Annotated in this window: 20 protein-coding genes; 7 read left to right on the top strand and 13 right to left on the bottom strand. The window is 66.4% G+C overall.

Going from position 1 to position 26,120, the window contains the following annotated elements:
- Positions 1-48 precede the first annotated feature (48 nt).
- From B5D38_RS19590 to mdh, 5 genes are all read right to left on the bottom strand, one after another.
- Positions 49-3,036 carry a 2-oxoglutarate dehydrogenase E1 component gene (locus B5D38_RS19590; protein ID WP_078710148.1) on the bottom strand — a complete coding sequence of 996 codons (2,988 nt, stop codon included), beginning with the start codon at positions 3,034-3,036 and terminating at the stop codon, positions 49-51.
- 137 nt (positions 3,037-3,173) lie between these two features.
- A complete protein-coding gene (gene sucD / locus B5D38_RS19585; RefSeq protein ID WP_078710147.1) occupies positions 3,174-4,079 on the bottom strand; it encodes a succinate--CoA ligase subunit alpha in 906 nt (301 codons plus the stop codon).
- A complete protein-coding gene (locus B5D38_RS19580; RefSeq protein WP_078710146.1) occupies positions 4,079-4,276 on the bottom strand; it encodes a hypothetical protein in 198 nt (65 codons plus the stop codon). The genes sucD and B5D38_RS19580 overlap by 1 nt, the downstream gene beginning before the upstream one ends.
- On the bottom strand, positions 4,277-5,470 hold the full coding sequence (sucC, locus tag B5D38_RS19575) for an ADP-forming succinate--CoA ligase subunit beta (RefSeq protein ID WP_078710145.1): 1,194 nt from the start codon (positions 5,468-5,470) through the stop codon (positions 4,277-4,279).
- An 86-nt stretch (positions 5,471-5,556) separates the two neighbouring features.
- Positions 5,557-6,519, bottom strand: a complete 963-nt coding sequence (mdh, locus tag B5D38_RS19570; RefSeq protein ID WP_078710144.1) for a malate dehydrogenase — start codon at positions 6,517-6,519, stop codon at positions 5,557-5,559.
- A 539-nt stretch (positions 6,520-7,058) separates the two neighbouring features.
- On the opposite strand from mdh, the gene B5D38_RS19565 reads away from it, so the two are divergent.
- Positions 7,059-8,213 (top strand): GGDEF domain-containing protein, encoded by a 1,155-nt coding sequence (locus B5D38_RS19565; RefSeq protein ID WP_078710143.1) that lies wholly within the window; start codon positions 7,059-7,061, stop codon positions 8,211-8,213.
- 7 nt (positions 8,214-8,220) lie between these two features.
- Here B5D38_RS19565 and zapE read toward each other — a convergent pair whose 3' ends face one another.
- The 4 genes from zapE to B5D38_RS19545 form a co-directional block, all read right to left on the bottom strand.
- On the bottom strand, positions 8,221-9,372 hold the full coding sequence (zapE, locus tag B5D38_RS19560) for a cell division protein ZapE (RefSeq protein WP_078710142.1): 1,152 nt from the start codon (positions 9,370-9,372) through the stop codon (positions 8,221-8,223).
- 35 nt (positions 9,373-9,407) lie between these two features.
- Complete coding sequence (locus tag B5D38_RS19555) at positions 9,408-9,983, bottom strand: protease inhibitor Inh/omp19 family protein (RefSeq protein ID WP_165690918.1); 576 nt, start codon at positions 9,981-9,983, stop codon at positions 9,408-9,410.
- A gap of 233 nt (positions 9,984-10,216) precedes the next feature.
- Positions 10,217-11,110, bottom strand: coding sequence for a pyridoxal kinase PdxY (gene pdxY / locus B5D38_RS19550; protein WP_245319407.1), 894 nt, complete (start codon positions 11,108-11,110; stop codon positions 10,217-10,219).
- A gap of 112 nt (positions 11,111-11,222) precedes the next feature.
- Positions 11,223-11,477 (bottom strand): hypothetical protein, encoded by a 255-nt coding sequence (locus B5D38_RS19545; RefSeq protein WP_116002861.1) that lies wholly within the window; start codon positions 11,475-11,477, stop codon positions 11,223-11,225.
- Between the two features lie 142 nt (positions 11,478-11,619).
- Here B5D38_RS19545 and B5D38_RS19540 point away from each other — a divergent pair, with 142 nt between their 5' ends.
- The 4 genes from B5D38_RS19540 to B5D38_RS19525 all read left to right on the top strand — a co-directional run bounded on the left by B5D38_RS19540 (position 11,620) and on the right by B5D38_RS19525 (position 18,709).
- The gene (locus B5D38_RS19540; RefSeq protein ID WP_425349345.1) at positions 11,620-12,246 is read left to right on the top strand and encodes a LemA family protein; all 627 of its coding nucleotides are present in this window, start codon (positions 11,620-11,622) and stop codon (positions 12,244-12,246) included.
- 5 nt (positions 12,247-12,251) lie between these two features.
- Positions 12,252-13,100 (top strand): TPM domain-containing protein, encoded by an 849-nt coding sequence (locus tag B5D38_RS19535; protein ID WP_245319406.1) that lies wholly within the window; start codon positions 12,252-12,254, stop codon positions 13,098-13,100.
- Positions 13,094-13,735, top strand: coding sequence for a TPM domain-containing protein (locus B5D38_RS19530; protein ID WP_078710139.1), 642 nt, complete (start codon positions 13,094-13,096; stop codon positions 13,733-13,735). Before B5D38_RS19535 ends, B5D38_RS19530 begins: the two co-directional genes overlap by 7 nt.
- 75 nt (positions 13,736-13,810) lie before the next feature.
- Entirely contained in the window at positions 13,811-18,709 is a 4,899-nt protein-coding gene (locus B5D38_RS19525; RefSeq protein ID WP_078710138.1) for an NAD-glutamate dehydrogenase, read from the top strand.
- An 83-nt stretch (positions 18,710-18,792) separates the two neighbouring features.
- On the opposite strand, the gene purH is transcribed toward B5D38_RS19525, so the two are convergent.
- From purH to htpX, 4 genes are all read right to left on the bottom strand, one after another.
- Positions 18,793-20,409 carry a bifunctional phosphoribosylaminoimidazolecarboxamide formyltransferase/IMP cyclohydrolase gene (purH, locus tag B5D38_RS19520; RefSeq protein ID WP_078710137.1) on the bottom strand — a complete coding sequence of 539 codons (1,617 nt, stop codon included), beginning with the start codon at positions 20,407-20,409 and terminating at the stop codon, positions 18,793-18,795.
- 180 nt (positions 20,410-20,589) lie between these two features.
- Entirely contained in the window at positions 20,590-22,284 is a 1,695-nt protein-coding gene (locus B5D38_RS19515) for a heparinase II/III family protein (RefSeq protein WP_165690917.1), read from the bottom strand.
- A gap of 185 nt (positions 22,285-22,469) precedes the next feature.
- Positions 22,470-23,747 (bottom strand): RsmB/NOP family class I SAM-dependent RNA methyltransferase, encoded by a 1,278-nt coding sequence (locus B5D38_RS19510; protein WP_425349344.1) that lies wholly within the window; start codon positions 23,745-23,747, stop codon positions 22,470-22,472.
- Between the two features lie 131 nt (positions 23,748-23,878).
- Complete coding sequence (gene htpX, locus B5D38_RS19505; RefSeq protein WP_078710134.1) at positions 23,879-24,850, bottom strand: zinc metalloprotease HtpX; 972 nt, start codon at positions 24,848-24,850, stop codon at positions 23,879-23,881.
- Between the two features lie 196 nt (positions 24,851-25,046).
- On the opposite strand from htpX, the gene B5D38_RS19500 reads away from it, so the two are divergent.
- Positions 25,047-25,262: a DUF1674 domain-containing protein gene (locus B5D38_RS19500; protein ID WP_078710162.1), complete on the top strand. Its 216-nt coding sequence runs from the start codon at positions 25,047-25,049 to the stop codon at positions 25,260-25,262.
- Between the two features lie 317 nt (positions 25,263-25,579).
- Positions 25,580-26,083, top strand: coding sequence for a thermonuclease family protein (locus tag B5D38_RS19495; protein WP_078710133.1), 504 nt, complete (start codon positions 25,580-25,582; stop codon positions 26,081-26,083).
- Positions 26,084-26,120 lie beyond the last annotated feature (37 nt).

The following is a 26,120-nucleotide window of genomic DNA, read 5'->3' as shown; positions in this document are numbered from 1 at the left end:
GAAAGAACCCGGACTTTGCTTCATGGGACAACGGGTCATGTCGGAGTCTCAGGCGCCGAGCGCATCCTCCACGAACGCCTTGAGCTCGGCGAGGTGCTTGGACATCGTGCCCGCCGCCGGCGAGGCGGAAGCATGCCGTCCCGCATAGCGGGCGCGGCGCGAGGCTCCCTCCAGGCGCTCCAGCACCCATTCGAGATAGGGCTCGATGAAGGTCCAGGCGCCCATGTTCTTGGGCTCTTCCTGACACCACACCATTTCGGCGTTGGGGAAGCGCGACAGCGAGTGCATCAGCGAACGCGCCGGGAAGGGATAGAGCTGCTCGACGCGCAGAAGATAGATGTCGTCGATGCCGCGTTCCTCGCGCGCCTCGTAGAGGTCGTAATAGACCTTGCCCGTGCAGAGCACGACGCGCCGGATCTTGTCGTCGGCGACCAACTTGATCGGCGTGTCCTTGGTCTCGGCGTCGTCGCGGATCCAGCGCTTGAAATGCGTCTCGCCGGCCATCTCGGATAGGTCGGAAACCGCCCGCTTGTGCCTGAGCAGCGACTTCGGCGTCATCAGGATCAGCGGCTTCCTGAAGTCGCGCTTGAGCTGACGCCTGAGGACATGGAAGTAGTTCGCCGGCGTCGTGCAGTTGGCGACCTGCATGTTGTCCTGGGCGCAGAGCTGGAGATAGCGCTCCAGGCGCGCCGAGGAGTGCTCCGGCCCCTGCCCCTCATAGCCGTGAGGCAAGAGCATGACGAGGCCCGACATCCTCATCCACTTCGTCTCCGCCGACGAGATGAACTGGTCGATCACCACCTGGGCGCCATTGGCGAAGTCGCCGAACTGCGCTTCCCAAATGGTCAGGCCGTTGGGCAGCGACAGCGAATAGCCGTACTCGAAGCCCAGCACCGCCTCCTCGGACAGCGCCGAGTTGATGACCTCGTAGACGGCCTGCCCTTCCGCGAGGTTCGCGAGCGGAATGTAGCGCTCCTCGGTGTTCTGGTCGTAGAGCACCGAGTGCCGCTGGCTGAAGGTGCCGCGTTCCGAATCCTGGCCCGAAAAGCGGATCGGATGCCCTTCCAGCGCCAGCGAGCCGAAGGCCATGGCTTCGGCCGTCGCCCAATCGATACCCTGCCCCGTCTCCACCATCTGGGTGCGGTTGTCGAGGAAGCGCTGGATCGTCTTGTGGACGGCGAAGCCCTCCGGCACTGCCGTGAGCTTTTTGCCGATGCTCTTCAGGGTTTCGAGGTCCACGCCCGTGATGCCGTGGCGGTGCTCCTCGCCGCCCTTCGGCTGGCGCAGCCCCGTCCAGGCGCCATCGAGCCAGTCGCTACGATTCGGCCTGTAGGACTGGGCCGCCTCGAACTCCTGATCCAGCGCCTGACGCCACTCGGACTTGCGGCTCTCCACCTGCTCGGCGGTGACGATGCCTTCCTCGATCAGCTTCTTCGAATAGATCTCGAGCGTCGAGGGATGCTCGCGGATCTTGCGATACATAATCGGCTGGGTGAAGCCCGGCTCGTCGCCCTCGTTGTGGCCGTAGCGGCGGTAGCAGAACATGTCCACGACCACGGGCTTGTGGAACAGCATGCGGAATTCGGTGGCCACCTTCGCCGCGTAGACCACCGCCTCCGGATCATCGCCGTTGACGTGGAAGATCGGCGCCTCGACCATCTTGGCCGTATCGGAGGGATAGGGCGAGGAGCGCGAGAAGCGCGGATAGGTGGTGAAACCGATCTGGTTGTTGATGATGAAGTGAACCGTGCCGGCGACGCGATGGCCCCTGAGCCCCGAGAGGTTGAGGCATTCGGCGACGACACCCTGGCCCGCGAAGGCCGCGTCGCCATGAATCAGCAGCGGCATCACGTCCTTGCGCACCGACAGCGGCACGATCTCGCCCCGCGTCGGCCCGACGATCTGGTCCTGCTTGGCGCGCGCCTTGCCAAGCACCACGGGATCGACGATCTCCAGATGCGAGGGGTTGGCAGCCAGCGACAGATGGACGGTGTTGTCATCGAAGGCGCGGTCGGAGGAGGCGCCGAGGTGATACTTGACGTCGCCCGAGCCTTCCCAGTCGTCGGGCTGGGCCGAGCCGCCCTGGAACTCGTGGAAGATCGCCCGGTGCGGCTTGCCCATCACCTGGGAGAGAACGTTGAGACGGCCGCGGTGGGCCATGCCGAAGACGATCTCCTTGAGGCCCATCTGGCCGCCGCGCTTGATGATCTGCTCGAGCGCGGGGATCAGCGCCTCGCTGCCGTCGAGGCCGAAGCGCTTGGTGCCCTTGAAGCGAACGTCGCAGAACTTCTCGAACCCTTCGGACTCGATGAGCTTGTTGAGGATCGCGCGCTTGCCCTGATCGGTGAAGAAGATGCCCTTGTCCGGCCCCTCGATGCGCTCCTGCAGCCACGCCTTCTCGTGCGGGTTCGAGATGTGCATGAACTCGACGCCCAGCGTCGTGCAGTAGGTCCGGCGCAGGATGTCGACCATCTCGCGGATGGTGGCGAATTCCAGGCCCAGCACATGATCGATGTAGATCTTGCGGTCGTAGTCGGCCTCGGTGAAGCCGTAGGCGGACGGTGAAAGCTCATTGTAGTCCTCGTCCGCCGGCTTGGCGATGCCGAGGGGATCGAGCTTGGCATGCAGGTGGCCGCGCACGCGATAGGCGCGAATCAGCATCAGCGCCCGCACCGAATCGCGGGTGGCGCGCATGACGTCCGCCTCCGAGACCTCGACGCCCGAGCTCTGCGCCTTCTTGCGAACCTTCTCCTCGACCCGCGCGCCGACCTCGCCCCAATTGCCGTCCAGCGCGGCGACCAATTCCCCGTTGGCCGCGATCGGCCACCCCTGGCGTTCCCAGGAAGGACCCATCGCGTTTTTGAGGACGATCTGCTTGTCGTCCTTCATCTCCTCGAAGAAGCGCTGCCAATCGTCCGGCACCGAGCGCGGGTCCGTCTCATAGCGGGCATAAAGGTCTTCGATGTAGTCGGCATTGCCGCCGTAGAGGAAAGAGGTGAGCGCGAAGCTCTCGTTCGCCTGCTGGTTGCGTGACATGGGGTCCTTGAAACCGCCGTCGCGGTTGGTTCCTGCGGCTGTCGGGCGCGGAGGCACTTCGCGCCGTCGGGCAGTGGCTTTTCTTGGTCGACGAAGCCGGGCGGCGATCGGGCCGCCAAGCTCCCTCGCGGGTGACTTTAGCCCTTCAGCACCTCGACCAGCGTCTTGCCGATCTGGGCGGGAGAAGGCGATACGCGGATACCGGCGGCCTCCATGGCCGCGATCTTGTCCTCGGCGCCGCCCTTGCCGCCCGAGACCACAGCGCCGGCATGACCCATGGTGCGACCCTTGGGAGCCGTGCGACCGGCGATGAAGCCGACCATCGGCTTCTTGCGACCGCGCTTGGCCTCGTCGATCAGGAACTGCGCCGCATCCTCCTCGGCCGAACCACCGATTTCGCCGATCATGATGATGGACTTGGTGGCATCGTCGGCGAGAAACATTTCCAAAACGTCGATGAATTCCGTGCCCTTGACGGGATCTCCGCCAATGCCGACGGCGGTCGTCTGGCCGAGGCCGACATTCGAGGTCTGGAACACGGCCTCATAGGTAAGGGTTCCCGACCGGGAGACAATGCCGACGCTTCCCTTCTTGAAGATAGAGCCCGGCATGATGCCGATCTTGCACTCCTCAGGCGTCAGCACGCCCGGGCAGTTGGGGCCGAGAAGCCGAGAGCGGGACTTGTCGAGCTTGGCCTTCACCTTGACCATGTCGAGCACCGGGATGCCCTCGGTGATGCAGACGATGAGGCCGATCTCCGCCTCGATCGCCTCAATGATGGCGTCGGCGGCGCCTGCCGGCGGCACATAGATCACCGAAGCGTCGGCACTGGTGGCCTCCTTGGCCTCGGCGACGGAGGCGAAGATCGGCAGCGACGTGCCGTCGACACCCGAGGACCAGGCTTCGCCCCCCTTCTTGGGATGGACACCGCCCACCATCTTGGTGCCGAAATAGGCCAGTGCCTGTTCGGTGTGGAAGGTGCCCGTCTTGCCGGTGAGGCCCTGGACGATCACTCTGGTGTTCTTGTCGACGAGAATGGACATTACGCGCGGTCCCTCAGGATCAGTTTGATTTCACGCAGTTCGGTAACGATGTCGCGATTGGCCTCGAGAATGCGTTCGTTGATCGCCTCTGTCTCGGCCACGTGACGCGCCATCGTCCTGCGCGAGCGTTGCATCAGCCACACCATCACTGCGATCAGAAGAATGATCGGCAGCCAGATGCCAACGAAATCCCCCATTTAGCCTTTGACCGCTTTCACGATCTTCTGGGCCGCGTCGTCGAGGTCGTCGGCAGCGATGACGTTGAGCCCGCTTTCGGAGATCAGCTTCTTGCCTTCGGCGACGCGCGTACCCTCCAGGCGCACCACCAGGGGAACCTGGAGGCCGACCTCCTTGACCGCCGCGATCACGCCCTCGGCGATGACATCGCACCGCATGATGCCGCCGAAGATGTTGATGAGGATGCCTTTGACGTTCGGGTCGGCCGTGATGATCTTGAACGCCGCCGTCACCTTCTCTTTCGAGGCGCCGCCGCCAACGTCGAGGAAGTTCGCGGGCTCCGCGCCGTAGAGCTTGATGATGTCCATGGTGGCCATGGCAAGGCCGGCGCCGTTCACCATGCAGCCGATATTGCCCTCCAGCGCCACATAGGCCAGGCCGTGCTTGGACGCCTCGATCTCCTTCTCGTCCTCTTCGGTGAGATCGCGCAGCGCCACCATGTCCTCATGACGGAACAGGCTGTTGCCGTCGAAGGAGACCTTGGCGTCGAGCACCCGCAGATGGCCGTCCTTCAGGACGATCAGCGGGTTGATCTCGAGCAGGCTCATGTCCTTCTCGCAGAACGCCTTGTAGAGGATGGGGAAGAGCTTCATGCCGTCGGCGCGCGCCTCGCCCTGAAGCTCCAGCGCCTCGCAAAGCTGGCCGGCATCGGCTTCGGTGACACCCGTGTCGGGATCAATGGCGACGGTGACGATCTTCTCCGGCGTATCGTGAGCCACCGTCTCGATGTCCATGCCGCCCTCGGTGGAAGCGACGAAGGCGACGCGCCCGACCGAGCGATCGACGAGAAGCGACAGGTAGAGCTCGCGGGCGATGTCGGCGCCGTCCTCGATGTAGAGGCGGTTCACCACCTTGCCTGCCTCGCCGGTCTGCTTGGTGACGAGCGTCCTGCCAAGCATCTCCTCGACATTGGCCTTCACCTCGTCGACGGACTTGGCTAGGCGAACGCCGCCCTTGGCGTCGGGGCCGAGTTCCTTGAACTTGCCCTTGCCGCGCCCGCCGGCGTGGATCTGGCTCTTGACCACGTATAGCGGGCCGGGAAGCGACTTGGCCGCCGCCTCGGCGTCCGCGGCGTCGGTGAGCGGCACGCCCGCGGCCACCGGCGCCCCATAGGCTTTGAGAATTTCCTTGGCCTGGTATTCGTGGATGTTCATTGGGGGCTGATCTCCAAGTGCCGTCGCCAGTTATATCTTCGCGAAATGCGGGAGGGGCCGGGGGATCGCCCCCGGCCCCGCCGTCCTTACTTCAGATTCGGCGCAATGCCCTGACAGGCTTCCATGAGCCCCTTCACCGAGCCAACCGACTTTTCGAAATTGGCCTTCTCGCTTTCGTCGAGGTCGATCTCGATGATGCGTTCGACGCCCTCGGCGCCGATCACGCAGGGAACGCCGACATAGAGGTCGCTCTGGCCGTACTGGCCATCAAGATTGGCGGCGCAGGGCAGAACCCGCTTCTTGTCCTTGAGGTAGGACTCGGCCATCGCGATGGCCGAGGTGGCCGGCGCGTAATAGGCCGAACCGGTCTTCAGCAGGCCGACGATCTCGCCGCCGCCGTTGCGGGTGCGCTGAACGATCTCCTCCAGCCGCTCGGCCGAGCACCAGCCCATCTTGATGAGATCGGGAAGCGGAATGCCGGCAACCGTGGAATAGCGCACCGACGGAACCATCGTGTCGCCATGGCCGCCGAGCACGAAAGCGGTGACGTCCTCGACGGAGACCTTGAATTCCTCGGCGAGGAAGGTGCGGAAGCGGGCCGAGTCGAGAACGCCGGCCATGCCGACGACCTTCTTCTTGGGCAGGCCCGAGAACTTCTGCAGCGCCCACACCATGGCGTCGAGCGGATTGGTGATGCAGATGACGAAGGCGTTCGGCGCGTACTTCGCGATGCCGGCGCCGACCTGCTCCATCACCTTGAGATTGATCCCGAGAAGATCGTCGCGGCTCATGCCGGGCTTTCTCGGCACGCCCGCCGTCACGATGCAGACGTCCGCCCCCTCGATGGCGGAATAGTCGTTGGCGCCCGAAAACTTGGCGTCGAAGCCCTCCACCGGCGCCGACTGCGCGATGTCGAGAGCCTTGCCCTGCGGCGTTCCCTCGGCGATGTCGAAGAGCACCACGTCTCCGAGCTCCTTGAGCCCAGCCAGGTGGGCCAAGGTTCCTCCGATCATGCCGGAACCGATGAGAGCAATCTTGTTGCGAGCCATAAAATCCAGTCCTTTTGATCAGAACCGGTCCAGCTCGGACCCCCCCGGCCGGATCGATCCACCCCTTTGGCGTCGGCGGTGCATGAGACGATTTGCCGGCTTTCGGCGGCAGATCCCATAAGTGCGCATCCCGGCGCCGATCCACATGAACCGCCGCACCGGACGAAAACCGTTACGGACGCGCCGAAAGCGGATAAAGAGCGTTTTGGATTTTTTCAATACCCTGCCCGGCCGCGCGAGCAATTCAAACGTTTCGCCCTCGCGACCAATCGCGAGATATTGAGTGTACAGTCACCTTTACCTGAACAGCATCCAAGAAGCGGCCGTCTTCGCCCGCCGACCTGCCGCCTCGGCGCATAGGCCGACTTGGCGAAAGATCGAAAGAAGCGGCGAAAAGGTTCTTCCATCAAGGCTATGTTCACCAATCCGCCTGCGATCCGGGCAGCTCTTCTGATCGTGAGACAGATTTAACTTCTGACAGCGATAGTATCGCCTCGGTGCGCATCGGGCGAACCAGGAGGCGGCGGGAAGACGGCAGGATGATCGACATCTTCATCGCCATGGCGACGAGTGCGTCACATCTGGCGCTGGTGACGATAGCCTACGGCATGATCCGCCGGATGCGTCTGCCGCGCGCCGCGTCCGCCTTGCTCCAGGCGGCCGCCTTCTCGCTGGGCACCCTTGCCGTCATGGTGTCGCCGGCTCCGCTTGCCGCCGGCGTCATGATCGATGCGCGCGCTACGGTCATCGGATTGGCCGCGGCTTTCGCGGGCCCCATTCCCGCGATCGCCGCCGCCATCACCGGCGCGCTCTATCGCCTGCACATCGGCGGCGCCGGAGCCGCCATGGGTTGTCTGTCGATTCTGTATGTCCTGGCGAGCGGCCTTTGGTGGAGGTTCCGCCCAAGGCCGCACGCCGAGACACGCTGGTCCGACCTTGTGCTCCTCGGCTCCGTCCTCGTGCCCCATGCCGCCGTCGTCTTCTTCATTCCGACCGACAAGGCGCCCGGCGTGATTCTCGCGGTCGTCGCCGTGATGGCAGCGAGCTGCTTCGTCTCGACGCTTGCCTTCGGACGGCTCATCCTGCGGGAAGACCAATTGCTTGAGCGCGAGCGAGTGCTTCGCGATTTCGCCTACGCCGATCCCCTGACCGGGCTACCGAATCGACGCGAATTCGAGGCAAAGATCGAAGAGGCCTTCGGCCGTGGCACGCCGCCAGCCTCCGGCTGTCTGCTTCTCATGGATTTCGACCACTTCAAGGATGTCAACGACCGGTTCGGGCATGCGGCCGGGGACGACGCGCTGAAGCAGCTCGCCCGCCTTCTTCAGACCACGCTGCGCGCCGGCGATTTCGTCGCCCGGCATGGCGGCGAGGAATTCGTTGCCTTTCTGCCCGAGACCAGCGCCCTCGATGCCCGCTATATTGCCGAGCGCATTCGCCAAAGAGTGGCCTGGGAAGCGATGAAGGTGGGCGAGGAGACGCTTCTCGTGACGGTGAGCATCGGCATCGCGTCGGCCAATGGGAAGATGTCCCTGGCCGAGCTTTTCGCCTCGGCCGACAAGGCGCTCTACCGGGCAAAGACCGCCGGCCGCAATCGCGTCGAGGCGGCGGCCGAGGAGCGCGGCCGCAACCTGCCTTTGCCTGCCACCGATGAAGCAGAGCCCTCTTCAGCCGCGCCGGCGGCAGCGGCTTGATCTTCCGTCAGCAGGTCTCACCAAGCCCGGCGAGATACTCCTCCGAGCGCATTTCGATCAGGCGCGACACCGTGCGCTCGAACTCGAAGACCTCCGCGCCGTTGCGGCCGGAGTAGAGCCTGTCGGCTTCCACCTCCGCCGATATCACGATGCGCCGATGGGCATCGTAGAGCGTATCGACCAGGATGATGAAACGCCGCGCCTCATTGCGCTCCGCCTGGGTCAGGGCCGGCACCCCTTCCAGCATCACCGTATGAAAGCGGGCCGAAAGCGCCAGAAAATCCTGCGCCCCGACGGGCTTCCTCAGAAGCGAGTCAAAATCGAATCGCGCCGCCCCGTTGCCGGCGCGCGGCACATGGAGCGCGTGCCCCTTCACCGATAGGGTGACGCGGCTTTCCCTCTCGCCGCAGAGAAGCTTCTCCCATGTCGCGTCCATGTGGGCCTTCGTCTGCGGGCCGAGCGGGGTCACGTAGAGATCGGCCCGGGCCAGCCCCATGAGGCGGTAGTCGGTCGCCGCGTCCAGGCGGAAGATGTCGGTGTTCGCCTTGAGAATGTCGACGAAGGGCAGGAAGAGCGGACGATTGAGACCCTGATGATAAAGATCGTCCGGGGCGACATTGGACGTCGCCACCAGAACCACGCCTTCCGCGAACAGCGCCGTGAACAGCCGCGACAGGATCATGGCGTCGGCGATGTCGTTGACGGCGAACTCGTCGAAGCAGAGGAGACGCGCCTCCTCGGCGATGGCCGCCGCCACCGGCGGAATCGGATCGTCCGACTTGCCGCGCCCTTCCTTGATCGCCGCCCGCTGGGCCCGGATGCGCTCATGCACCTCGGCCATGAACGCATGGAAGTGGACGCGGCGCTTGCGCGCCACCGACGAACCGCGGAAGAACATGTCCATAAGCATGGTCTTGCCGCGCCCGACGGCGCCATGGATGTAGACGCCCTTGACGGGCTCGCGCGAGGTGCGCCGCCCGAACAGCCAGCCGAGCGCGCTGGTCTTCGACGAGAGCATCGCCGCAGAGAGCTTGGCGTCGAGCTGGTCGAGCCGCTGGGCGAGGGCGCGCTGCGCCGGATCGGCCTCGATCTCGCCAAGCGCGACGAGACGCGCCAATGCTTCGGCAACCGGTCCAGGCGCCGTGGGTAATGTCGTCATCCGGGCGCCCGGCCGTTCGTGCCTTGTCTGCTCGCTCAACGATAGAGGCTGATGGCCTGGCCGCCGCTCGTCTGCCCCTCGTATCGCGTACCGCCCGAGCCGGAGAGCTGGGCGACCGTCGAGCCGGAGGAGTCCTTCAGGACCACTTGGCTACCCGAAACGTCCCAGGCGGAGACGTCTGCCACCTGGCCGGGGCAGCCGCGCGACGCGGCGCGGTATCCGCCCGTCCACTTGGTCAGCGCCATGAAGATCTGGCAATTGCCGCCACCCGAGGAGACCTTCCAGGCGCCGACCATGCTCTCCTTGGAGACGGCGGGTCCGGTTGAGGCGACCTGCGTCTGGCCGCCCGGCTGTGCAGTGCCGGGAGCGCCCGCGCCGGGAGTCGTGCCGTTCATCGTGGTGTTGTCACCGGTCATGACGCCGCCGGGCGCCGGGGGCGCGGGGGGCGTCGGCGGAGGCGGCAGCTGGTTGGAATAGACGGGCGACGCCGGCGCCGGCGTCAGGGGGGCCGGTCCGCCACCACCATCGCCGAGCGATGGCATCGATCGGGTACAGCCGGCTACGGCGAGGAGCGCGGCCAGGCCGGCTCCCATGGTGCTGATGCGTCTCATGATCGTTCCCCGTATCACGTGTTCTCGCTGACCGCCCTTCTGCCGAACGACCGCCTGCCATGCAACGGGATGGTCCCGTTTCCGAAACACGATGGACGCATTTTCACCCGCGTCAAGGCATTGCACTTTCTCTGAGCGCTTTTGTCCGCAGCGATTGTGGCGCGCAAGAGGCGCTCCGCATGCCTCCGAGCTTCCCCTTTTTCACCCGGCGCCGAACGAAACCACGACTCTGCTCAGGCGCGACGATTGCCGGAGGGGTGGACGAGCCGGCGCGTCTGCACCATGGCCATCGGATGCCGCAGGCTGTCGGCATCGGTTTCCAGCGTCAGCTCGTCGGCGCCGCGCTTGATGGTCCGCGCGAGAATTTCATAGACGGCGGCCGTCGTCGCCTGCAGCGCCTTTTCCGGCTTTGCGCCATCAAGGATGCGGGCAAGGAGGACGGCGGCCGTAAGGTCGCCCAGCCCCTGCGGCGGCGCGTCGATCGCCCGGTGCTCGGCGAGCAGCACGTCGTAGTCCCGCACCATCAGGTTTCCGATGCCGCCGCGCAAAAGACCGAAGGCGGAAGTGACGACCACCGTCGCCGGGCCAAGCGCCAGCGCCGCTTCGGTCAGATGGGTGTTGTCGGAAAGTTCGAGCCCGGTCAGGAATTCCAGCTCGAAGCGGTTTGGCGTCGCGATATCGGCCAGCGGCAACAGGCGGTCGCGAATCGGCGCGAGCATGGCCTCCGGCTGATAGAGTCGTCCGCCGTCGCCAAGAATGGGATCGCAAAGATAGATCGCATCAGGCCGGGCGCGCTTCACCGCCTCGATCAGCCGCGCCGCCGGCTCGACCTGCTCCGGCGCGCCGAAATAGCCGGTGATCACCGCCCCGACCTCGCTGAGCCAGGGGGAACCGATGAGGTCGTCCATCATGGCCTCGAAGGCCGCGACGTCGGAAACGAGCCGCGTTGCCGGCCCATGGCCGGGATGCCAGGGCAGAAGCACGGTCGGCATGGACCACACGGGAAAGCCCAACGTCTCCAGCGCGAAGACGGTTGCCCTGTTGCCCACCGCGCCGCGCACGACATGGCTCGAAATGGCGATGACCGCCGGTTTGTCCTGTCGCATGGTCGGGGGCGCTTCGCTCATGTCCGATCGAAAGAACGTGTCCGCACGGCCGCGAAACCAACGGGAGCGGGTCGCGCGGCCGCTGCGCGAATCCCTCCGGCGGAATCGGAACCGGGCCGCCGCCTTCCTGTCTCTAGCCTATCCAGCGCATGACGAGAAGCGCGGCGAGAATGACGAAGGCGACGAGGCCGAGGCCGCGCCCGATCCGTGTTCCCATGACCTCGATACGGTCGCCAGGATCAGCATCGGCGGCCGAGAAGTGCCGTCGCACGCCGGAAAACGTGCCCTCGATGCCGGCGCCCACCTGCGGGCTCGTCTCGCGAGCCACACGCTCCAGAATGGCGCGCGCCTCGCGCCGTCGTTCCTCGTCTCGATCCAGGCTGCCCATGGCATGGAGCCTGAACGAAAAGAGACGCGAGGGCAAGCGCGCCGCGACGCCCTGGCCGCAGGGCGGGGCTTTATCCGCGAGCCCGCCGCCTTAGAATGAGGGGCACTTGGCCACTTCACGCCTATCCTGAAAGAGTTCCATGATGTCCGCCTGCCAGAGCCTTCGACGCACCCCGCCGATCAGGGCAACGCTCTTCCTCGTTCTTGCCGCCATGCTGCCCCTGCTTTCGGCCTGCGGCATCAACACCATCCCGACGCTTGAGGAGCAGGCGAAGGCTTCCTGGAGCGAGGTTCAGAACCAGTATCAGCGGCGCGCCGATCTCATTCCCAATCTGGTGGAGACGGTGAGGGGCTATGCCCAGCAGGAAAAGGAGGTGCTGACCGCCGTGGTCGAGGCGCGCTCCAAGGCGACGCAGACAACAATCAATGCCGACCAGCTCACCGACCCGGCCGCCGTGCAGCGGTTCCAGGATGCCCAGAATCAGCTGACCGGCGCTCTGTCGCGCCTGCTCGTCACCGTCGAGCGCTACCCCGACCTCAAGTCCAACCAGAACTTTCTGGCCCTTCAGAGCCAGCTCGAAGGCACCGAGAACCGCATCGCCGTCGCCCGACGCGACTATATCGAGGCCGTGCGCCGGTACAACACCGAGCTGCGCACCATTCCGAGCCGCTGGATCGCCGCGATCTTCTATCCCGAGGCCGAACCCATGGCGACCTTCCAGGCGACAACCGGCTCCGAAACGCCGCCCAAGGTCAACTTCGGCAATTGATGATGATGAGCCTTCGGACAGCGAGGGCGGACGAGGCTGGGCGAGGCGCCCTTGGCGCCATCGCCTTCACGCTGCTTGTTCTCCTAACCCTCCTTTCAGTCGTCCCCGCCGGCTTGGCGCAGACCTTCCCCTCGCTCGCTGGCCGGGTGGTGGATACGGCGGACCTCATCGATCCCTCAACCGAGGCGGCGATCACCGAAAAGCTCGCGGCCTTCGAACAGGAGTCCTCCGATCAGGTGGCCGTCGCCACCGTGTCCAATCTCGAGGGATACGAGATCGCCGACTATGCCAACCGTCTGGCGCGCCAGTGGGCGCTGGGACGGAAGGGCGAGAACAACGGCGTCCTTCTTCTGGTGGCCAGGGACGAGCGCAAGGTGCGCATCGAGGTCGGCTACGGCCTCGAACCGACGCTGACCGACGCGCTGTCGCGCATCATCATCGAGAACGACATCCTGCCGGCCTTCCGCAAGGGCAACTTCTCGGCCGGCATCGCGGCGGGCGTCGACGGTATCGTCCAGGTTCTGTCGGGCGACGCGGCCGAGCTCGAGGCGCGCGCCAAGCGCAACGCAGGCTGGCAGAACTCCGGCAAGGACATTTCCAACCTCGTCTTTTTCGGCATCGTCTTCTTCTTCATCTTCGGGCCGACGCTCCTCGCGGTCCTCGTGCGTCTTTTCGGCGGCCCGCAGGCCGCCGGCGCCTATCAGCAGCGCCAGCGTCGAGGGCGCCGGGGCGTTCCGGTCATCTTCCCCGGCGGCTGGGGCGGCGGCGGAGGTGGCTGGGGCGGAGGCTCGGGGGGTGGCTTTTCGGGCGGTGGCGGCTCCTTTGGCGGCGGAGGCGCTTCGGGCGGATGGTGAAGACACTGAAATTCTCGCCCGATGATCGCAGCCGCATCGCTGCGGCCGTCCACAACGCGGAGAGCGCAACCAGCGGCGAGATCTTCGCCGTCTTCGCCCGCCGCAGCGACGGCTACCGCTTCGTCTCCGGCTTTTTCGCCCTTCTCCTGTCCCTGGTGCTGGGGCTCATCCTTTCGGCGCTCCTCGCCGTGCTCGGTGTCGCCCTGCCGGCCTTCGCCGTCGAGGGCGCGCAGGCCATCGGCGCGGCGGCGCTGCTTGCCGCGGTCTGGCTTTGGGAGGACGCGCGAATGCTCTTCGTGCCGAAGCGGATCGCCGCCGAGCGCGCGCATCGCCAGGCCCTTGCCCAGTTTCTCGCCCACGGCATTCACATCACGGCGGGGCGCACCGGCGTGCTTCTCTACGTTTCGGAGGCCGAGCATTATGCCGAAGTCGTGGCCGACGCCGCCATCAACGAAAAGGTCGGCGAGGAGACGTGGTCGGAAATCGTGACGACCCTGACGGAGGCGGCCCGCGAAGACCGGCTCGCTGAAGGCTTCGTCGCGGCGGTGGAGAAGACCGGCGTCATCCTGACGCGGCATTTTCCGGCTGGAGAAACCAATCCGAACGAAATTCCTGACGGGATCGTTGAGATCTGACGGGGATACTCGGCTCTCGCCCCGATCAGGACGAGGGCCCTTCAAAGAGAGCGGACCACCCGCGCGGAGGCAGGCATGGATCAACCCTCGGACGCCAAGGCGGCCATCGTCGCCGCTGTTCTTTCTCAAATCGGAGGGATCGAGCCACAGGCGAGCCTCGCCCCCCTGCTCTTCGATCGCCCGCCGGCCGCGGACCTCGCCAGCTTCTCGACCGAGGCTCTCGCCGCGGCTGTGGACTGCGCGGTCGCGGCCCTCAAGGCCCATCGGCCTGGAGAGCCCGTGGTGGCCGTGGTCAGCCCCGGCATCGCCACCGTCGACGGCCGACCGCTCCAGCTCATCTCGGTGGTCAACGACGACATGTCGTTCCTCTTCGATTCGGTGACGGGCGAAATCGCCGAGGCGGCGAACGCGGTCCACTTCGTCTCCCACCCGATCCTCAACGTCGAGCGCGGCCCGAATGGGGCCATCGTCCACTTCACGACCTCGAGCGCCTCCGATGGGCTTGAGGAGCCGCGCGGCCGCGTCAGCCTCATCCAGGTGGCGGTCGAGCCCCTCGACTCCCAGGAGGCGCGGGCACTCGCCGATCGGCTTCGCCTCATCCTCTCGCAGGTCGCGCTCGCCAATGCCGATTTTCCCGCGATGCGCTCCCGCGTTGCCAGGGCCGTCGACGATCTCAGGGCATACCGCCACGTGATCACCGATCCTGCGGCGCGCACGGCCATCGAGGAATCGGCCGAGTTTTTGGATTGGCTCTACAAGGACGCGTTCATCTTCCTCGGCTGCCGCGAATACGACTATGTCGGCAGCGAGGACGAGGCGCTGCTCGAGCGCCGCGAGAATGAACCGGGGCTCGGCATCCTGCAGGACCCGGACGTGCGCATTCTTCGCCGCGAAGACGGAACGGCCGCGCTGACGACGCCGGAGGTCCGCGCCTTTTTGGAAGCGCCGGAGCCTCTTATCGTCACCAAGGCCAACGCGCGCTCCCTCGTCCACCGCCGCGCCCAGCTCGACTATATCGGCGTCAAGCGCTTCTCCTCCGACGGGCGCCTCGCTGGCGAGCTGCGCATCGTCGGCCTCTTCGCCTCCTCCGCCTACACCCAGTCGATCCTGGCCATTCCCTATCTCCGCCTGAAGGCGAAGCGCGTGATCGAGCGCTTCGGCCTCCGGCCCGGCTCCCACTCGGGCAAGGCGCTGCTCAATGCGCTGGAATCCTATCCGCGCGACGAGATGTTCCAGATCGACGTCGATCTTCTGGAGCACCACGCCGGCATTATTCTGGAGCTCGGCGAGCGCCCCCGCGTGCGCGTCCTGACCCGCGTCGACCGGTTTCATCGCTTCGTTTCGGTCATCGTCTACGTGCCGCGCGAGCGATACGACACGCGCCTGCGCGAGCGCGTCGGCCTGCTCCTCGCCGAAGCCTATGACGGCCACCTGTCTTCCTACTCGCCGGCCTTTCCCGGCGAGGTTCTCGCCCGCATCCACTACATCGTCGAACGGGAGGAAGGAGAGACGCCGGACGTCGACCCGGCGTTCCTCGAGGAAGAGACCGCCAAGATCGCCCACAACTGGATCGACGATTTTCGCGAGGCTCTGATCGAGGCGGATGAATTCCACCGCCTCGCACCCTTCGGACCGGGGCTCCCGGAAAGCTATCGCGACCTCACGACGCCGGCCGACGCCGTGGTCGACGTCATGGAAATCGCCAAGCTGACGGAGGAACGACCGCTCACCGTCGACTTCTACCGCCGCGAGGGTGACCCCGACACATTCCTGCGCTTCAAGCTCTACCATCTCGGCGACACGCTGGCGCTGTCGGCTCGCGTGCCGATCCTCGAGCGCATGGGCTTTCAGGTGCTCTACGAGCGCACCCACCGCGTTACCCGGCCAGATGGCTCCATCGTTCATATTCACGACATGGATCTTTCGACCGACAAGCCCGAGATGGCCGAGCGCGGCCCGGGTCCGTTGGAGGATACGTTCTCGGCCGTGTGGGACGGGCGGATCGAGAACGACGGCTTCAACGCCCTGGTGCTGTGCGCCGACCTTGCCTTCGATCAGGTCAACGTTCTGCGCGCCTATAGCGCCTATCTGCGTCAGACCGGCCTTTCCTATTCGCCCGGCTATATGGCGACCGTCTTCTCGCGCCATCCCGGGATTGCCCGCCTGCTCTTCGAGCTGTTCGACCAGTCCTTCGACCCTGAAAAGGCGAGCCGGGCAGAGCAACCGGCCGCCACGGCGCCGGTCTCCAGCGATCCGGAAGAACGCTACGCCATCGAGGCGGAGGCGCGAGGGCTCGGCGCGCTTTACGGCAGGCTCGCCGCTGCGCTCGACGCGGTCGAGGGGCTCGACGACGATCGCATCCTGCGGCGGGTGCGCTCGGCCATCCTGTCGACGCTGCGCACCAATTTCTATGCCGTGCCGGAGATTTCCGCCGATCCCTCCTCGACGCCGAGCAAGGTGCACCCGGCTCTCGCCTTCAAGATCGATCCGCATGCCCTTGGCGGCCTGCCGGCGCCGGTTCCTTATCGCGAAATCTTCGTCTTCGACGCCAGGGTCGAGGGCGTTCACCTGCGCTTCGGTTCGATCGCGCGCGGTGGCCTGCGCTGGTCGGACCGCGCCCAGGATTATCGGACCGAGATTCTCGGCCTGGTCAAGGCGCAGCAGGTCAAGAACGCGGTGATCGTGCCGGTCGGCGCGAAGGGGGGCTTCTATCCCAAGCGCCTGCCGGATGCCGCCAATCGTGAAGCCTGGTTCGAGGCCGGCCGCTCGGCCTACATCGTCTTCATCGCCTCGCTCCTTTCGGTGACCGACAATATCGACGGCGACCACGTGGTCACACCGCAAAAGGTCGTTCGCCTCGACGGCGAGGACCCCTATTTCGTCGTCGCCGCCGACAAGGGCACGGCGACCTTCTCCGACACGGCCAACGCCATCGCCCGCTCGCGCGATTTCTGGCTCGACGATGCCTTCGCCTCGGGCGGCTCGGCGGGCTATGACCACAAGGCGATGGGCATCACGGCGCGCGGCGCCTGGGAGGCGGTGAAACGCCATTTCCGTGAGCTCGGCCGCGACATCCAGAAGGAGCCTTTCACCGTCGCCGGCTGCGGCGACATGTCGGGCGACGTCTTCGGCAACGGCATGCTGCTCTCGCCGGAGACGAAACTCGTCGCCGCTTTCGATCACCGCGACATCTTCATCGATCCCGATCCCGACCCGGCTCTCTCCCTGGAAGAGCGGCGGCGCTTGTTCGCCCTGCCGCGGTCGAGCTGGGCCGATTACGCGAAGGACAAGCTCTCCAAGGGCGGCGGCATCTGGTCCCGGCGAGAGAAGCTCATCAAGCTGACGCCGGAGGCCGCCGAGGCCATCGGCTGGGACCGCAGGCAGGGAACGCCGGCCGAGGTGATCTCGGCCATCCTCAAGGCGCCCGTCGATCTCCTATGGTTCGGCGGCATCGGCACCTATGTGCGGGCCTCCAGCGAGACCAACAGCGATGTCGGCGACCGGGCGAACGACGCGGTGCGCGTCACCGGTGCCGATCTCAGGGCCAAGGTCGTCGGCGAGGGTGCGAACCTTGGGGTCACCCAGAAGGGCCGCATTGAGTTCGCGCGGGCCGGCGGGCGCATCAATTCGGACGCCATCGACAACTCGGCGGGCGTCAACACCTCGGACGTCGAGGTCAACATCAAGATCGCCCTGAAGAGCGCCATGGCCTCGGGGAAGCTGACGCGCGAGGCGCGCAACCAGCTCCTTTCGCAGATGACAGACGAGGTGGCCCATCTCGTCCTGCGCAACAACTACGAGCAGACCCTCGCGATCTCCCTGGAGGAAGCCGAGGGCGACAAGGCGTTGCCGCTTCAGGCCCGATTCATGTCGGTGCTGGAGGATCAACACATTCTCGACCGTGATGTCGAAGCCCTTCCCCCTCGTGCGGAACTCGCCGACCTGAGAGCCTTCGGGCGCACCCTGACACGGCCCGAGATCGGCGTGCTTTTGGCCTATGCCAAGATCGTTCTGTTCGACCAGCTCGTCGCCAGCGACCTGCCGGACGAGCCCTATTTCCACGACCGGCTCCACGACTACTTCCCGACGGCGATGCGCTCGGACTACCCCGCCGAGATCGATACTCACCGGCTGTCACGGGAGATCGTCGCCACGGTGCTGGCCAACCAGGCCATCAACCGCCTGGGGCCGACCTTCGTCGTCGGTGTCGGAGATGCCACCGGCGCGGCGCCCGCCGAGGCGCTGCGCGCCTTCGCGGCGGCCAAGGACGGGCTTTTCGTGCGCCCGCTCTATGACCGGATCGACGCTCTCGACGGGCAGATGGACGGCGCAGTGCAGAACGCGCTCTATCGCGAAGTTCGCGCCTTCCTCCACGTCGCCACGCGCTGGTTCGTTCAGAACTGCCGCTTCGAGGACGGCTTGGCGTCGGAGGTGGCGCGCCTCCGCGAAACATTCGAAGCCCTGCGGCCACGCCTGCAGGACTTGGCGAGCGATGAGGCCCGTGACGCAGTCGCCGCGCGAACGAACCACTGGGTTGAGCAAGGGGTCCCAGCCGATGTCGCGGAAGACGTCGCGCTGTTGCCGCTCATTGCTCTGATCCCGGACATCGGCGCCGTTTCACGTGAAACGGGCGCCTCTCTGGATCGCACGCTCGGCGCCTATTTCGACCTGACGGGGCTCTTTGAGATCGGACGGCTCGAACAGGCGGCGTGGTCGCTCAGCCCGTCGGACTATTACGAGACGTTGGCGCTGGAGAGGGCGGGTAGCCAGATCGCGAGGGCAAGGCGCGCCCTCACCGCCTCGGCGCTCCGCGAGCACCCCGATGCAGAGCGTCCGGCCGCTGCCTGGATTTCCGATCATGCCGCGCCGGCGGATCGGATCATCCGCCAGATCGCCGCTCTCGTCGGCGGCGGCGACATTTCCGTCGCCCGCCTGACCGTCGCCGCCGGCCTTCTGTCGGACCTCGCGGCATAGCGCGCACCGCGAGAACGTTGCACGACTTCCGACCGGAAGTCGTGCCGCTACGTTAAAGGGGCGGCCAGGGCCGCCCCATCCCGTCAGTGCCGGAAGTGGCGAAGCCCGGTGAAGACCATGGCGATGCCCTTTTCGTCGGCCGCCTTGATCACCTCGTCGTCACGCATCGAGCCGCCCGGCTGGATGACCGCCGTCGCCCCAGCCTCCACGGTGGCGAGAAGGCCGTCGGCGAAGGGGAAGAAGGCGTCGGACGCCACCACGGAGCCAAGCGTCGCCGGATCGGCAAGCCCTGCCGCCTCCGCCGCATCGCGCGCCTTGAGGGCGGCGATCCGGGCCGAATCGACGCGGCTCATCTGCCCCGCCCCGACGCCCACGGTCGCTCCATCCTTGGCATAAACGATCGCATTGGACTTGACGTGCTTGGCGACGCGGAAGGCAAAGAGCAGATCGGCCATCTCCTGGGCGGAGGGCGCGCGCTTCGTCACCACCTTCAGATCGGCCTCGCTGACGGCGCCCGTATCGCGCGACTGAACGAGGAAGCCGCCGGCGACGGAGCGCACGTTCAGGGCTGGCGCGACGGGATCGGGCAGGCCGCCGGTCAGGAGCAGGCGCAGGTTCTTCTTGCCCGCCATGATGGCCAGAGCCTCCTCGTCCGCCTCTGGCGCGATCACCACCTCGGTGAAAATCTTGACGATTTCCTCTGCCGCCGCCCGGTCGAGACGACGATTCATCGCCACGATTCCGCCGAAGGCGGAAACCGGGTCGCAGGCCAGCGCCTTGAGATAGGCCTCGCGGATCGAGGGGCCTTCGGCCACGCCGCAGGGGTTGGCATGCTTGATGATGGCGACGGCGGCGCTCTTCGACGGGTCGAATTCGCCCACCAGCTCGAAAGCCGCGTCGGTGTCGTTGAGATTGTTGTAGGAGAGCTCCTTGCCCTGGATCTGGCGGGCGCTCGCCACACCCGGCCGAGCCTCCCCGGTGACGTAGAAGGCGGCCGACTGGTGCGGGTTCTCGCCATAGCGGAGCGTCTGGGCAAGCCGACCGGAAAACGTCTTGATCAGCGGCACCGTCTCGCCGGCCTCGCCCGCGAGCCAGGTCGAGACGGCCGCGTCATAGGCCGCCGTGCGCTGATAGGCGCGCGCCGCAAGGGCGCGGCGGAAGGAGAGGCTCGTCGTCCCCTCGCCCGTGTCGAGTTCGGCGATGACGCCGTCATAATCGGCGGGATCGGTGACGACGCTCACATAGGCATGGTTCTTCGCCCCGGCGCGGATCATCGCCGGCCCGCCGATGTCGATGTTCTCCAGCGAGGTCGCAAAGTCCGCCCCGGCCTTCAGCGTCTCCTCGAAGGGGTAGAGGTTGACCACCAGCAGATCGATGGGAAGAAGGCCGTTCTCCTCCATCGCCTTCGCATGGGCGGGGTCTGCCCGCACCGCCAGAAGGCCGCCGTGAACGCCGGGATGAAGCGTCTTCACCCGCCCGTCCATCACTTCCGGAAAGCCGGTCAGCTCGGAAACGTCCTTTACCTCGAGACCCGCCTCCTGGAGAGCGCGGCGCGTGCCGCCAGTGGAGACGAGCTCGATGCCGCGCTCCGCCAGCGCCTTGGCGAAAGGCAAGAGACCGTTCTTGTCGAAAACGGAGATCAGGGCCCGGCGGGCCGGGACCCGGTCCGGGGCGGAAAAGGCATTGGCGGTGACGGCCATCGACGGTTCCTCGCTGCGCGGCGATCCGGCTCGGGACGGCGGCCCGGCGGGCGTCGCGGAACAAAAACGAAGAGCCGCCCGGGGGACATCCACCGGCCGGCCCCTGAACCGCGCGGCTAGCGCGGCCCTTTCGAGGAACGTGATAACGGTGAGGCCTTCTCCTGACAACCGGCGAAGATGTCAGAGGCTTCTTTCGCGGGTGAAGCGCCAGGCGACCTCCGATCGCGTCAGTGGATCGAAGTTGAGAACGATCTGGAAGCTCGGCCGCGGCGAGGACGGATCGGCGAAGAAGATGCTGTCTTCCACGTCCGGCTCGACATCGGCCGAGAACCGCCAGGTCTCCCCTCTCAGCGACAGGCGCAGGCCGCCCGAGGGCGCCTTCTGGATGACGACGCCGGGGCAGAGGTGGAAGCGGATCGCCGCCGGCGGGGTTTCCGAGCGCGGTCTGCGTCCGTTGACGGAATAGACTTGGTCGAGGCCGAGGACCGAGGCGCCGTCGTGCGAAACCAGGATCGAGCGCTCCTGGAGAAGCCCGAACGGTGCCTGGTAGCCGTCGTGGACGGCGGTGAGGCGCTGGCCTTCGGCCCGATCCTCGCGCGTCACCTCGATACGGCTCGGCCCCTCGAGGATCGGAGCACCGAGAAAGCGCGTCAGCGCCTCCGAGGTCGCGAAGCGCGACGACGAGCGATCGCCGATGACGAGAGTCGAATGGGCGGCGCTCGACCGGGCGAGCGAGCGCCAGCCGGCGCCGGACTCGGGCGGGCATCCGCAATTAACGACGATGCGCCCCGCACCCGAGGACAACTCGAAGGCAAGCGTGCCAGCATGGGCGTCGCCCGAGACGGTGACGGGTGGCGGCGTTCCGACGTCCGCGATGACCACCGTGCCGCCGGCCGCGAGTCGCGCATAGCCGGACTGGCGCGCATGGCCGATGGGTTCGCCAAGCGATTCGTCGTGGGCGAGCAGGGTCGCCAGGGCGGCGTTCGGCACGAAGCCGGTGCCGTTGAACAACGCCAGCCTGCCGTCTCCATGAGAGAAAAAGCGCAGGGCCGGCAGCATCCGGTCGATGGCGCCAAACAGCGAGCGCGGCACGGGTTCGCCCCTGGCGATGAGCAGCTGGCGCAGCGGCACGAGATCGGTGAGCAGCTCCACGATGCTCGCCGGGTTCCGCGAGATGTGGCCGCCGTCGGCGAAGACCTGGCGGTCGAGCTCCGCGCCGAGATCGCGCAGATCAGCCTTGATGCGCCCGCCGAGCCCTGGAAGGCACAGCGCCGCCACGGTCAACGCAATGCGGACCTTGAGACGCGCCAGTCCGTCCGCCGTCTCGCCGGCCGTGCGGCGCAGATGGCGCCCCTGGCGGCTGAGCGACTTGATGAAGCGCCGACGAAACGGCGTGTCGGCGCCGTGAAGGATCAGCGGCGCGTGACCCAGCCAGACGAACATGCGGCGCGCCGTGACTTCCGGATCGGCGGCAACGCGCGGCAGGGCCCCGCCCAGCGACAGCCAATCGGAGATCAGCGCGCGGCTGTTGATGCTGGCGAGTTCGCCGCCCAGTTCGGCGAGGTGGCGCAGCCACTCGAAACTATGGAGCTGAAGGGCCCAGGCACGGGAGGGCGCGATCACCTGGAACGGCGAAATCGCGGCCGCCTCGACGGAATGCCCGGCAAAGGTGAAGCGCCGTCCGTAGATGGCCTCGCCCTCGGCGCGTTCCCCGTGGCGCAAATCTCGCGGGCTCGCCAGGAGACGGTCGGCGCCCGGTCCGAAATGGGGCCAGCGCGACAGCGAGCCGCTGGTGAAGCCCCGACGTGTCCGGCGCCAGACCTCCTTCATGACCAGCGTCGCCAGAAGCGACTTTTCCGCAAGTTCCGCCGCCACGCGTGCCATCCCCGTTCTGCCGCCGGCAGAAGGTCGCTGTCCGCGCGGATAAACAGCAGGGTTGGGCTCCGGTCGCCGCGCTTCGACAGAGACGATTGTCTCCGCCCATGGTTAACGCTTCGCTAAGGTTGCGAACGGATAGCGACTCGCGCGGTCATATAGACGATGACAACGGCTCTCGGGGGTCAGGAATTTTTGACGAAGCGCGCCGCGAAAAAGCCGTCGAGCCCGGAAAGGGCCGGAGTGGATAGGCGCAGCGTCGCCGGCGTCGTGCGCACGAAGCCCTCCTGCGTCACAGCCGCCTCGAGCCCCGGCAGCTCCGCGGCCGCAACGGCATCAAGGGCGAAGTCCGCGTGAGCGGCGAGGAAGCTCCTGGCCACCCCCTCCCCTTCCACCGGGTCGAGCGAGCAGTTGGAGAAGACCAGCGTGCCACCCGGCGCGACCAGGGCCGCGGCCGCGTCAAGCAGCCCCGCCTGGACGCCAGCCAATTTCTCGATCTCCTCCGGCCCCTTGGTATAGGCGACGTCGGGATGGCGGCGGATCGTGCCTGTCGACGAACAGGGCGCATCGAGGAGCACGCCGTCGAAGAGCGTCTCGGGCTGATAGGTTCTGAGGTCCTGGACGAGGGTCTCGGCGTCCAGCCGGAGCCGCGCGAGATTGCCGTCGAGGCGCTTGCGGCGCGAAGCCGAGAGATCGAGCGCCGTCACCTTCGCGCCGGCTGCCGCGAGCTGCGCGGTCTTTCCGCCCGGCGCCGCGCAAAGATCGGCGATGCGCTTGCCGCCCATGGCCCTGAAGAGCCTCGCGGGCAGAGCCGCCGCCGCGTCCTGAACCCACCATTCCCCGTCCTCGAAACCGGGCAGAGCAGTAACCGGTCCCGAAAGCTCGGCGAGCCGAACCGAGCCGGTGGGCAGGACGATGCCGCCAAGCTCCCGCGCCCAGCGTTCGGGATCGGACTTCACGGAGAGATCGAGAGGCGCGGGCAGGCGATGGAGTGTGGCGATGGCGGTCGCCTCTTCCTCGCCATAGGCGGCGACCAACCGCTCATAAAGCCATGCCGGCGTGTCCCGGCGCGGATCGGCGGCGGCGAGCAGCTCTGCCTTTTCACGTGAAACACGCCGCAGGACGGCATTGACGAGGCCGGAGAAGCGCCGGTTGCGCGGGTCCGCCAAGGCGGCCGCGACGGCAAGATCCACCGCCGCCGAATCCGGCACGTCGAGATGCAGGATCTGCGCCGCACCGACGTGGAGGAGATGGGCGAGCGAAAGCGCGCCCGCCGGAAGAGGCCGGTCGAGACAACCCTCGAGCGCGGCGCCAATTGTGCCGCGAAAGCGCAGGGCCGTGACGAGGATCGCCTTGACAAGCCCCTGATCACGCGCGTCGAGAGCGCGAAAGGCGGGATGGCCGCCGGCCGGATCGGTCAGGCCGTCAGCGGAAACGCGGCTGTCCACAACGGCGGACAACAACTTTGCGGCAGCCATGCGCACAGCGAGGCCGGGACGGGCCTCCGCCGCGGGCTCGACATGGCTTGGGCCGGACTTCGGCCGGCCCTTCGACGTTTGACGATCCTTGGATGCGGGGCCGCCGCGCGGCGCGCTCAACCCCACGGCCCCTTCGAGCGCGGGGGCGAGGAGCGCCGTCCCGCCTCCGACCATGGTCCGCTGGCCACCGGCCGCGGTGCCTCGTCAGCCGGCCGTGCGGCCATGGAAGGATGGCCGCCGAAGCCGCCGCCCGACGCCATCTCCTGCAGCTGGGCGATGCGGTTGCCGACGTCCGGGTGGGTCGAGAAAAGATTGTCCATGCGGGCGCCCGACAAGGGGTTGATGATGAACATGTGCGCCGTCGCCGGGTTGCGCTCGGCATCGACGTTCACCGTGTGCTCGGCGGCGCTCGCGATCTTGCCAAGCGCCGAGGCAAGCCAGAGCGGTTGCCCGCAGATTTCGGCGCCGCGCCGGTCGGCTGAATACTCGCGCGTCCGGCTGATCGCCATCTGCACCAGCATGGCCGCGAGCGGGGCGACCAGCATGGCGACGAGAACGCCGATGAAGCCAAAGGGATTGTTGTTGTCGCGATTGCCGCCGAAGAAGAAGGCGAAGTTGCCGAGCATCGAGATCGCGCCGGCAAGCGTCGCCGTGATCGTCATGGTCAGCGTGTCGCGGTGTTGGATGTGAGCCAGTTCGTGTGCCATGACACCCGCTATCTCCTGCGGCGAGAGCCGGCGCAAGAGGCCTGTGGTGGCGGCCACCGCCGCGTTCTCGGGATTGCGGCCCGTGGCGAAGGCGTTGGGCTGGTCGTTCTCGATGATGTAGGTGCGCGGCATGGGCAGCCCGGCGTTCCTGGCGAGATCGGCCACGATGCCGTGAAATTCGGGTGCGCTGGCCGCATCCACCTCCCGCGCATGGTGCATCGACAAGACCATCTTGTCGGCATTCCAATACGAGAGGAGGTTCATCCCCGCGGCGAAGATGAAGGCGATCATCATGCCGCCCGACCCGCCTATGAGAAAGCCGACGCCCATGAAGAGCGCCGTCATGAAGGCGAGCAGCATTGCGGTCTTGATCGTGTTCATGGGGCTGGCGAGCTCCTGAATTCAGAGGCGAGACGCCTCAAACGCCTGCAAAATCTGGTGTCGCGCCCTGCCCCGTTCAAGCGCCCCCGCATCCCCGCGATGCCTTGGCTGGAAATCGCCGGGACATCGGACTAAGGTTTTCAAGTCGCCCCGCCCAAGGCGGGAAATTCAATCCTAGTTGCCGCTGCGAAGTGCCGTGACCGAAGATCGTCCCCATCCGCCCGTTCCAGGTGCCCATCCCGGCAAGCCTCTCTCCCCCGTCGCCGAGCGCGCGCTGGCGGAGGCGGCCGAGCGACGCAGGAAGCAGGAAGCCGAATCGGCGCCTCTGCCGAAGGAACTGAACGGGCGCGACGGCCCCGAGCCCATCCGCTATGGCGACTGGGAGAAGAACGGCATCATCTCCGATTTCTGATCCACGATCCGCTGGCGCAGCCAGACGACCGGCGCCCTCCGCTGCCGGTGAGCCCCCTTTACGCCCCGAATTCCTTCGCTGCCGTGATTATTTGGTTGTAGGATAAATTCCATAATTAGCCGTTGCAGCCTCGCGACGGCCCGCCGTCTCGTCATGGTTCAATCGGGACGGTCCTCGCGCAACCCCGCCTCGCATTCATAAACCATTAATTCGTCTTGGTTCTTCTGCTCGAGACGCGGGCCGGACGCTGATTGCCATTGACCAAAGGGTTTCCGCGTCCTATAGGAAATTATACCTTTTTCTTTTGGAGATCGCGGATGATTCGGGGTTTCGCCCGCGCTCTTGCGCCCACTGGTTGCGCGATCCTTCTGCTTCTCCAACCTACGGGCCCCTCCATGGCGGCGTCCGGGGGCAAGGATGTGGACTATCTTTCCACCATACGCGGGCCGATCGAGGCCGGCGTCGTCAAGGTGCGTGACGGCGATACGGTGGAGGTGGAGGCTTTCGTCTGGCCGATGCAGAGCGTTCGGGTCGCCGTCCGCCTGCGCGGCATCGATGCGCCCGAGCTTCATGGCAAATGTGCCAGCGAGAAGGAGGCCGCCATGGTGGCCCGCGAGCGGCTCGTCTCGCTGATCGGCGAGGGGCGAATCAGGCTCTCCAATATCGCCGGCGACAAGTATTTCGGCCGCGTCCTGGCGGACGTTTCGACCGACGAGACGGCCGATGTGGGGCGGGAGTTGCTCAAGGAGCGGCTGGTGGTGCGATATGACGGTGGCCACAAGCCTGATTGGTGCACCGCCACCGGATCGGTTAAGCCTTAGCGTCGAGAGTTCCGAACGGGCGCCCGACAGGGATCTC

Source organism: Consotaella salsifontis, assembly GCF_900167365.1.
Taxonomy (GTDB): Bacteria; Pseudomonadota; Alphaproteobacteria; order Rhizobiales; family Rhizobiaceae; genus Consotaella; species Consotaella salsifontis.
Note: the sequence above shows the minus strand (reverse complement) of the source record. Positions and strands in the feature narration are given on the sequence as shown.

Excerpts from the sequence above, each read along its gene's own strand:
- B5D38_RS19590 (WP_078710148.1), bottom strand. The coding sequence starts at position 3,036 with ATGTCACGCAACCAGCAGGCGAACGAGAGCTTCGCGCTCACCTCTTTC.
- sucD (WP_078710147.1), bottom strand. The coding sequence starts at position 4,079 with ATGTCCATTCTCGTCGACAAGAACACCAGAGTGATCGTCCAGGGCCTC.
- B5D38_RS19580 (WP_078710146.1), bottom strand. The coding sequence starts at position 4,276 with ATGGGGGATTTCGTTGGCATCTGGCTGCCGATCATTCTTCTGATCGCA.
- sucC (WP_078710145.1), bottom strand. The coding sequence starts at position 5,470 with ATGAACATCCACGAATACCAGGCCAAGGAAATTCTCAAAGCCTATGGG.
- mdh (WP_078710144.1), bottom strand. The coding sequence starts at position 6,519 with ATGGCTCGCAACAAGATTGCTCTCATCGGTTCCGGCATGATCGGAGGA.
- B5D38_RS19565 (WP_078710143.1), top strand. The coding sequence starts at position 7,059 with ATGATCGACATCTTCATCGCCATGGCGACGAGTGCGTCACATCTGGCG.
- zapE (WP_078710142.1), bottom strand. The coding sequence starts at position 9,372 with ATGACGACATTACCCACGGCGCCTGGACCGGTTGCCGAAGCATTGGCG.
- B5D38_RS19555 (WP_165690918.1), bottom strand. The coding sequence starts at position 9,983 with ATGAGACGCATCAGCACCATGGGAGCCGGCCTGGCCGCGCTCCTCGCC.
- pdxY (WP_245319407.1), bottom strand. The coding sequence starts at position 11,110 with ATGAGCGAAGCGCCCCCGACCATGCGACAGGACAAACCGGCGGTCATC.
- B5D38_RS19545 (WP_116002861.1), bottom strand. The coding sequence starts at position 11,477 with ATGGGCAGCCTGGATCGAGACGAGGAACGACGGCGCGAGGCGCGCGCC.
- B5D38_RS19540 (WP_425349345.1), top strand. The coding sequence starts at position 11,620 with ATGTCCGCCTGCCAGAGCCTTCGACGCACCCCGCCGATCAGGGCAACG.
- B5D38_RS19535 (WP_245319406.1), top strand. The coding sequence starts at position 12,252 with ATGAGCCTTCGGACAGCGAGGGCGGACGAGGCTGGGCGAGGCGCCCTT.
- B5D38_RS19530 (WP_078710139.1), top strand. The coding sequence starts at position 13,094 with ATGGTGAAGACACTGAAATTCTCGCCCGATGATCGCAGCCGCATCGCT.
- B5D38_RS19525 (WP_078710138.1), top strand. The coding sequence starts at position 13,811 with ATGGATCAACCCTCGGACGCCAAGGCGGCCATCGTCGCCGCTGTTCTT.
- purH (WP_078710137.1), bottom strand. The coding sequence starts at position 20,409 with ATGGCCGTCACCGCCAATGCCTTTTCCGCCCCGGACCGGGTCCCGGCC.
- htpX (WP_078710134.1), bottom strand. The coding sequence starts at position 24,850 with ATGAACACGATCAAGACCGCAATGCTGCTCGCCTTCATGACGGCGCTC.
- B5D38_RS19495 (WP_078710133.1), top strand. The coding sequence starts at position 25,580 with ATGATTCGGGGTTTCGCCCGCGCTCTTGCGCCCACTGGTTGCGCGATC.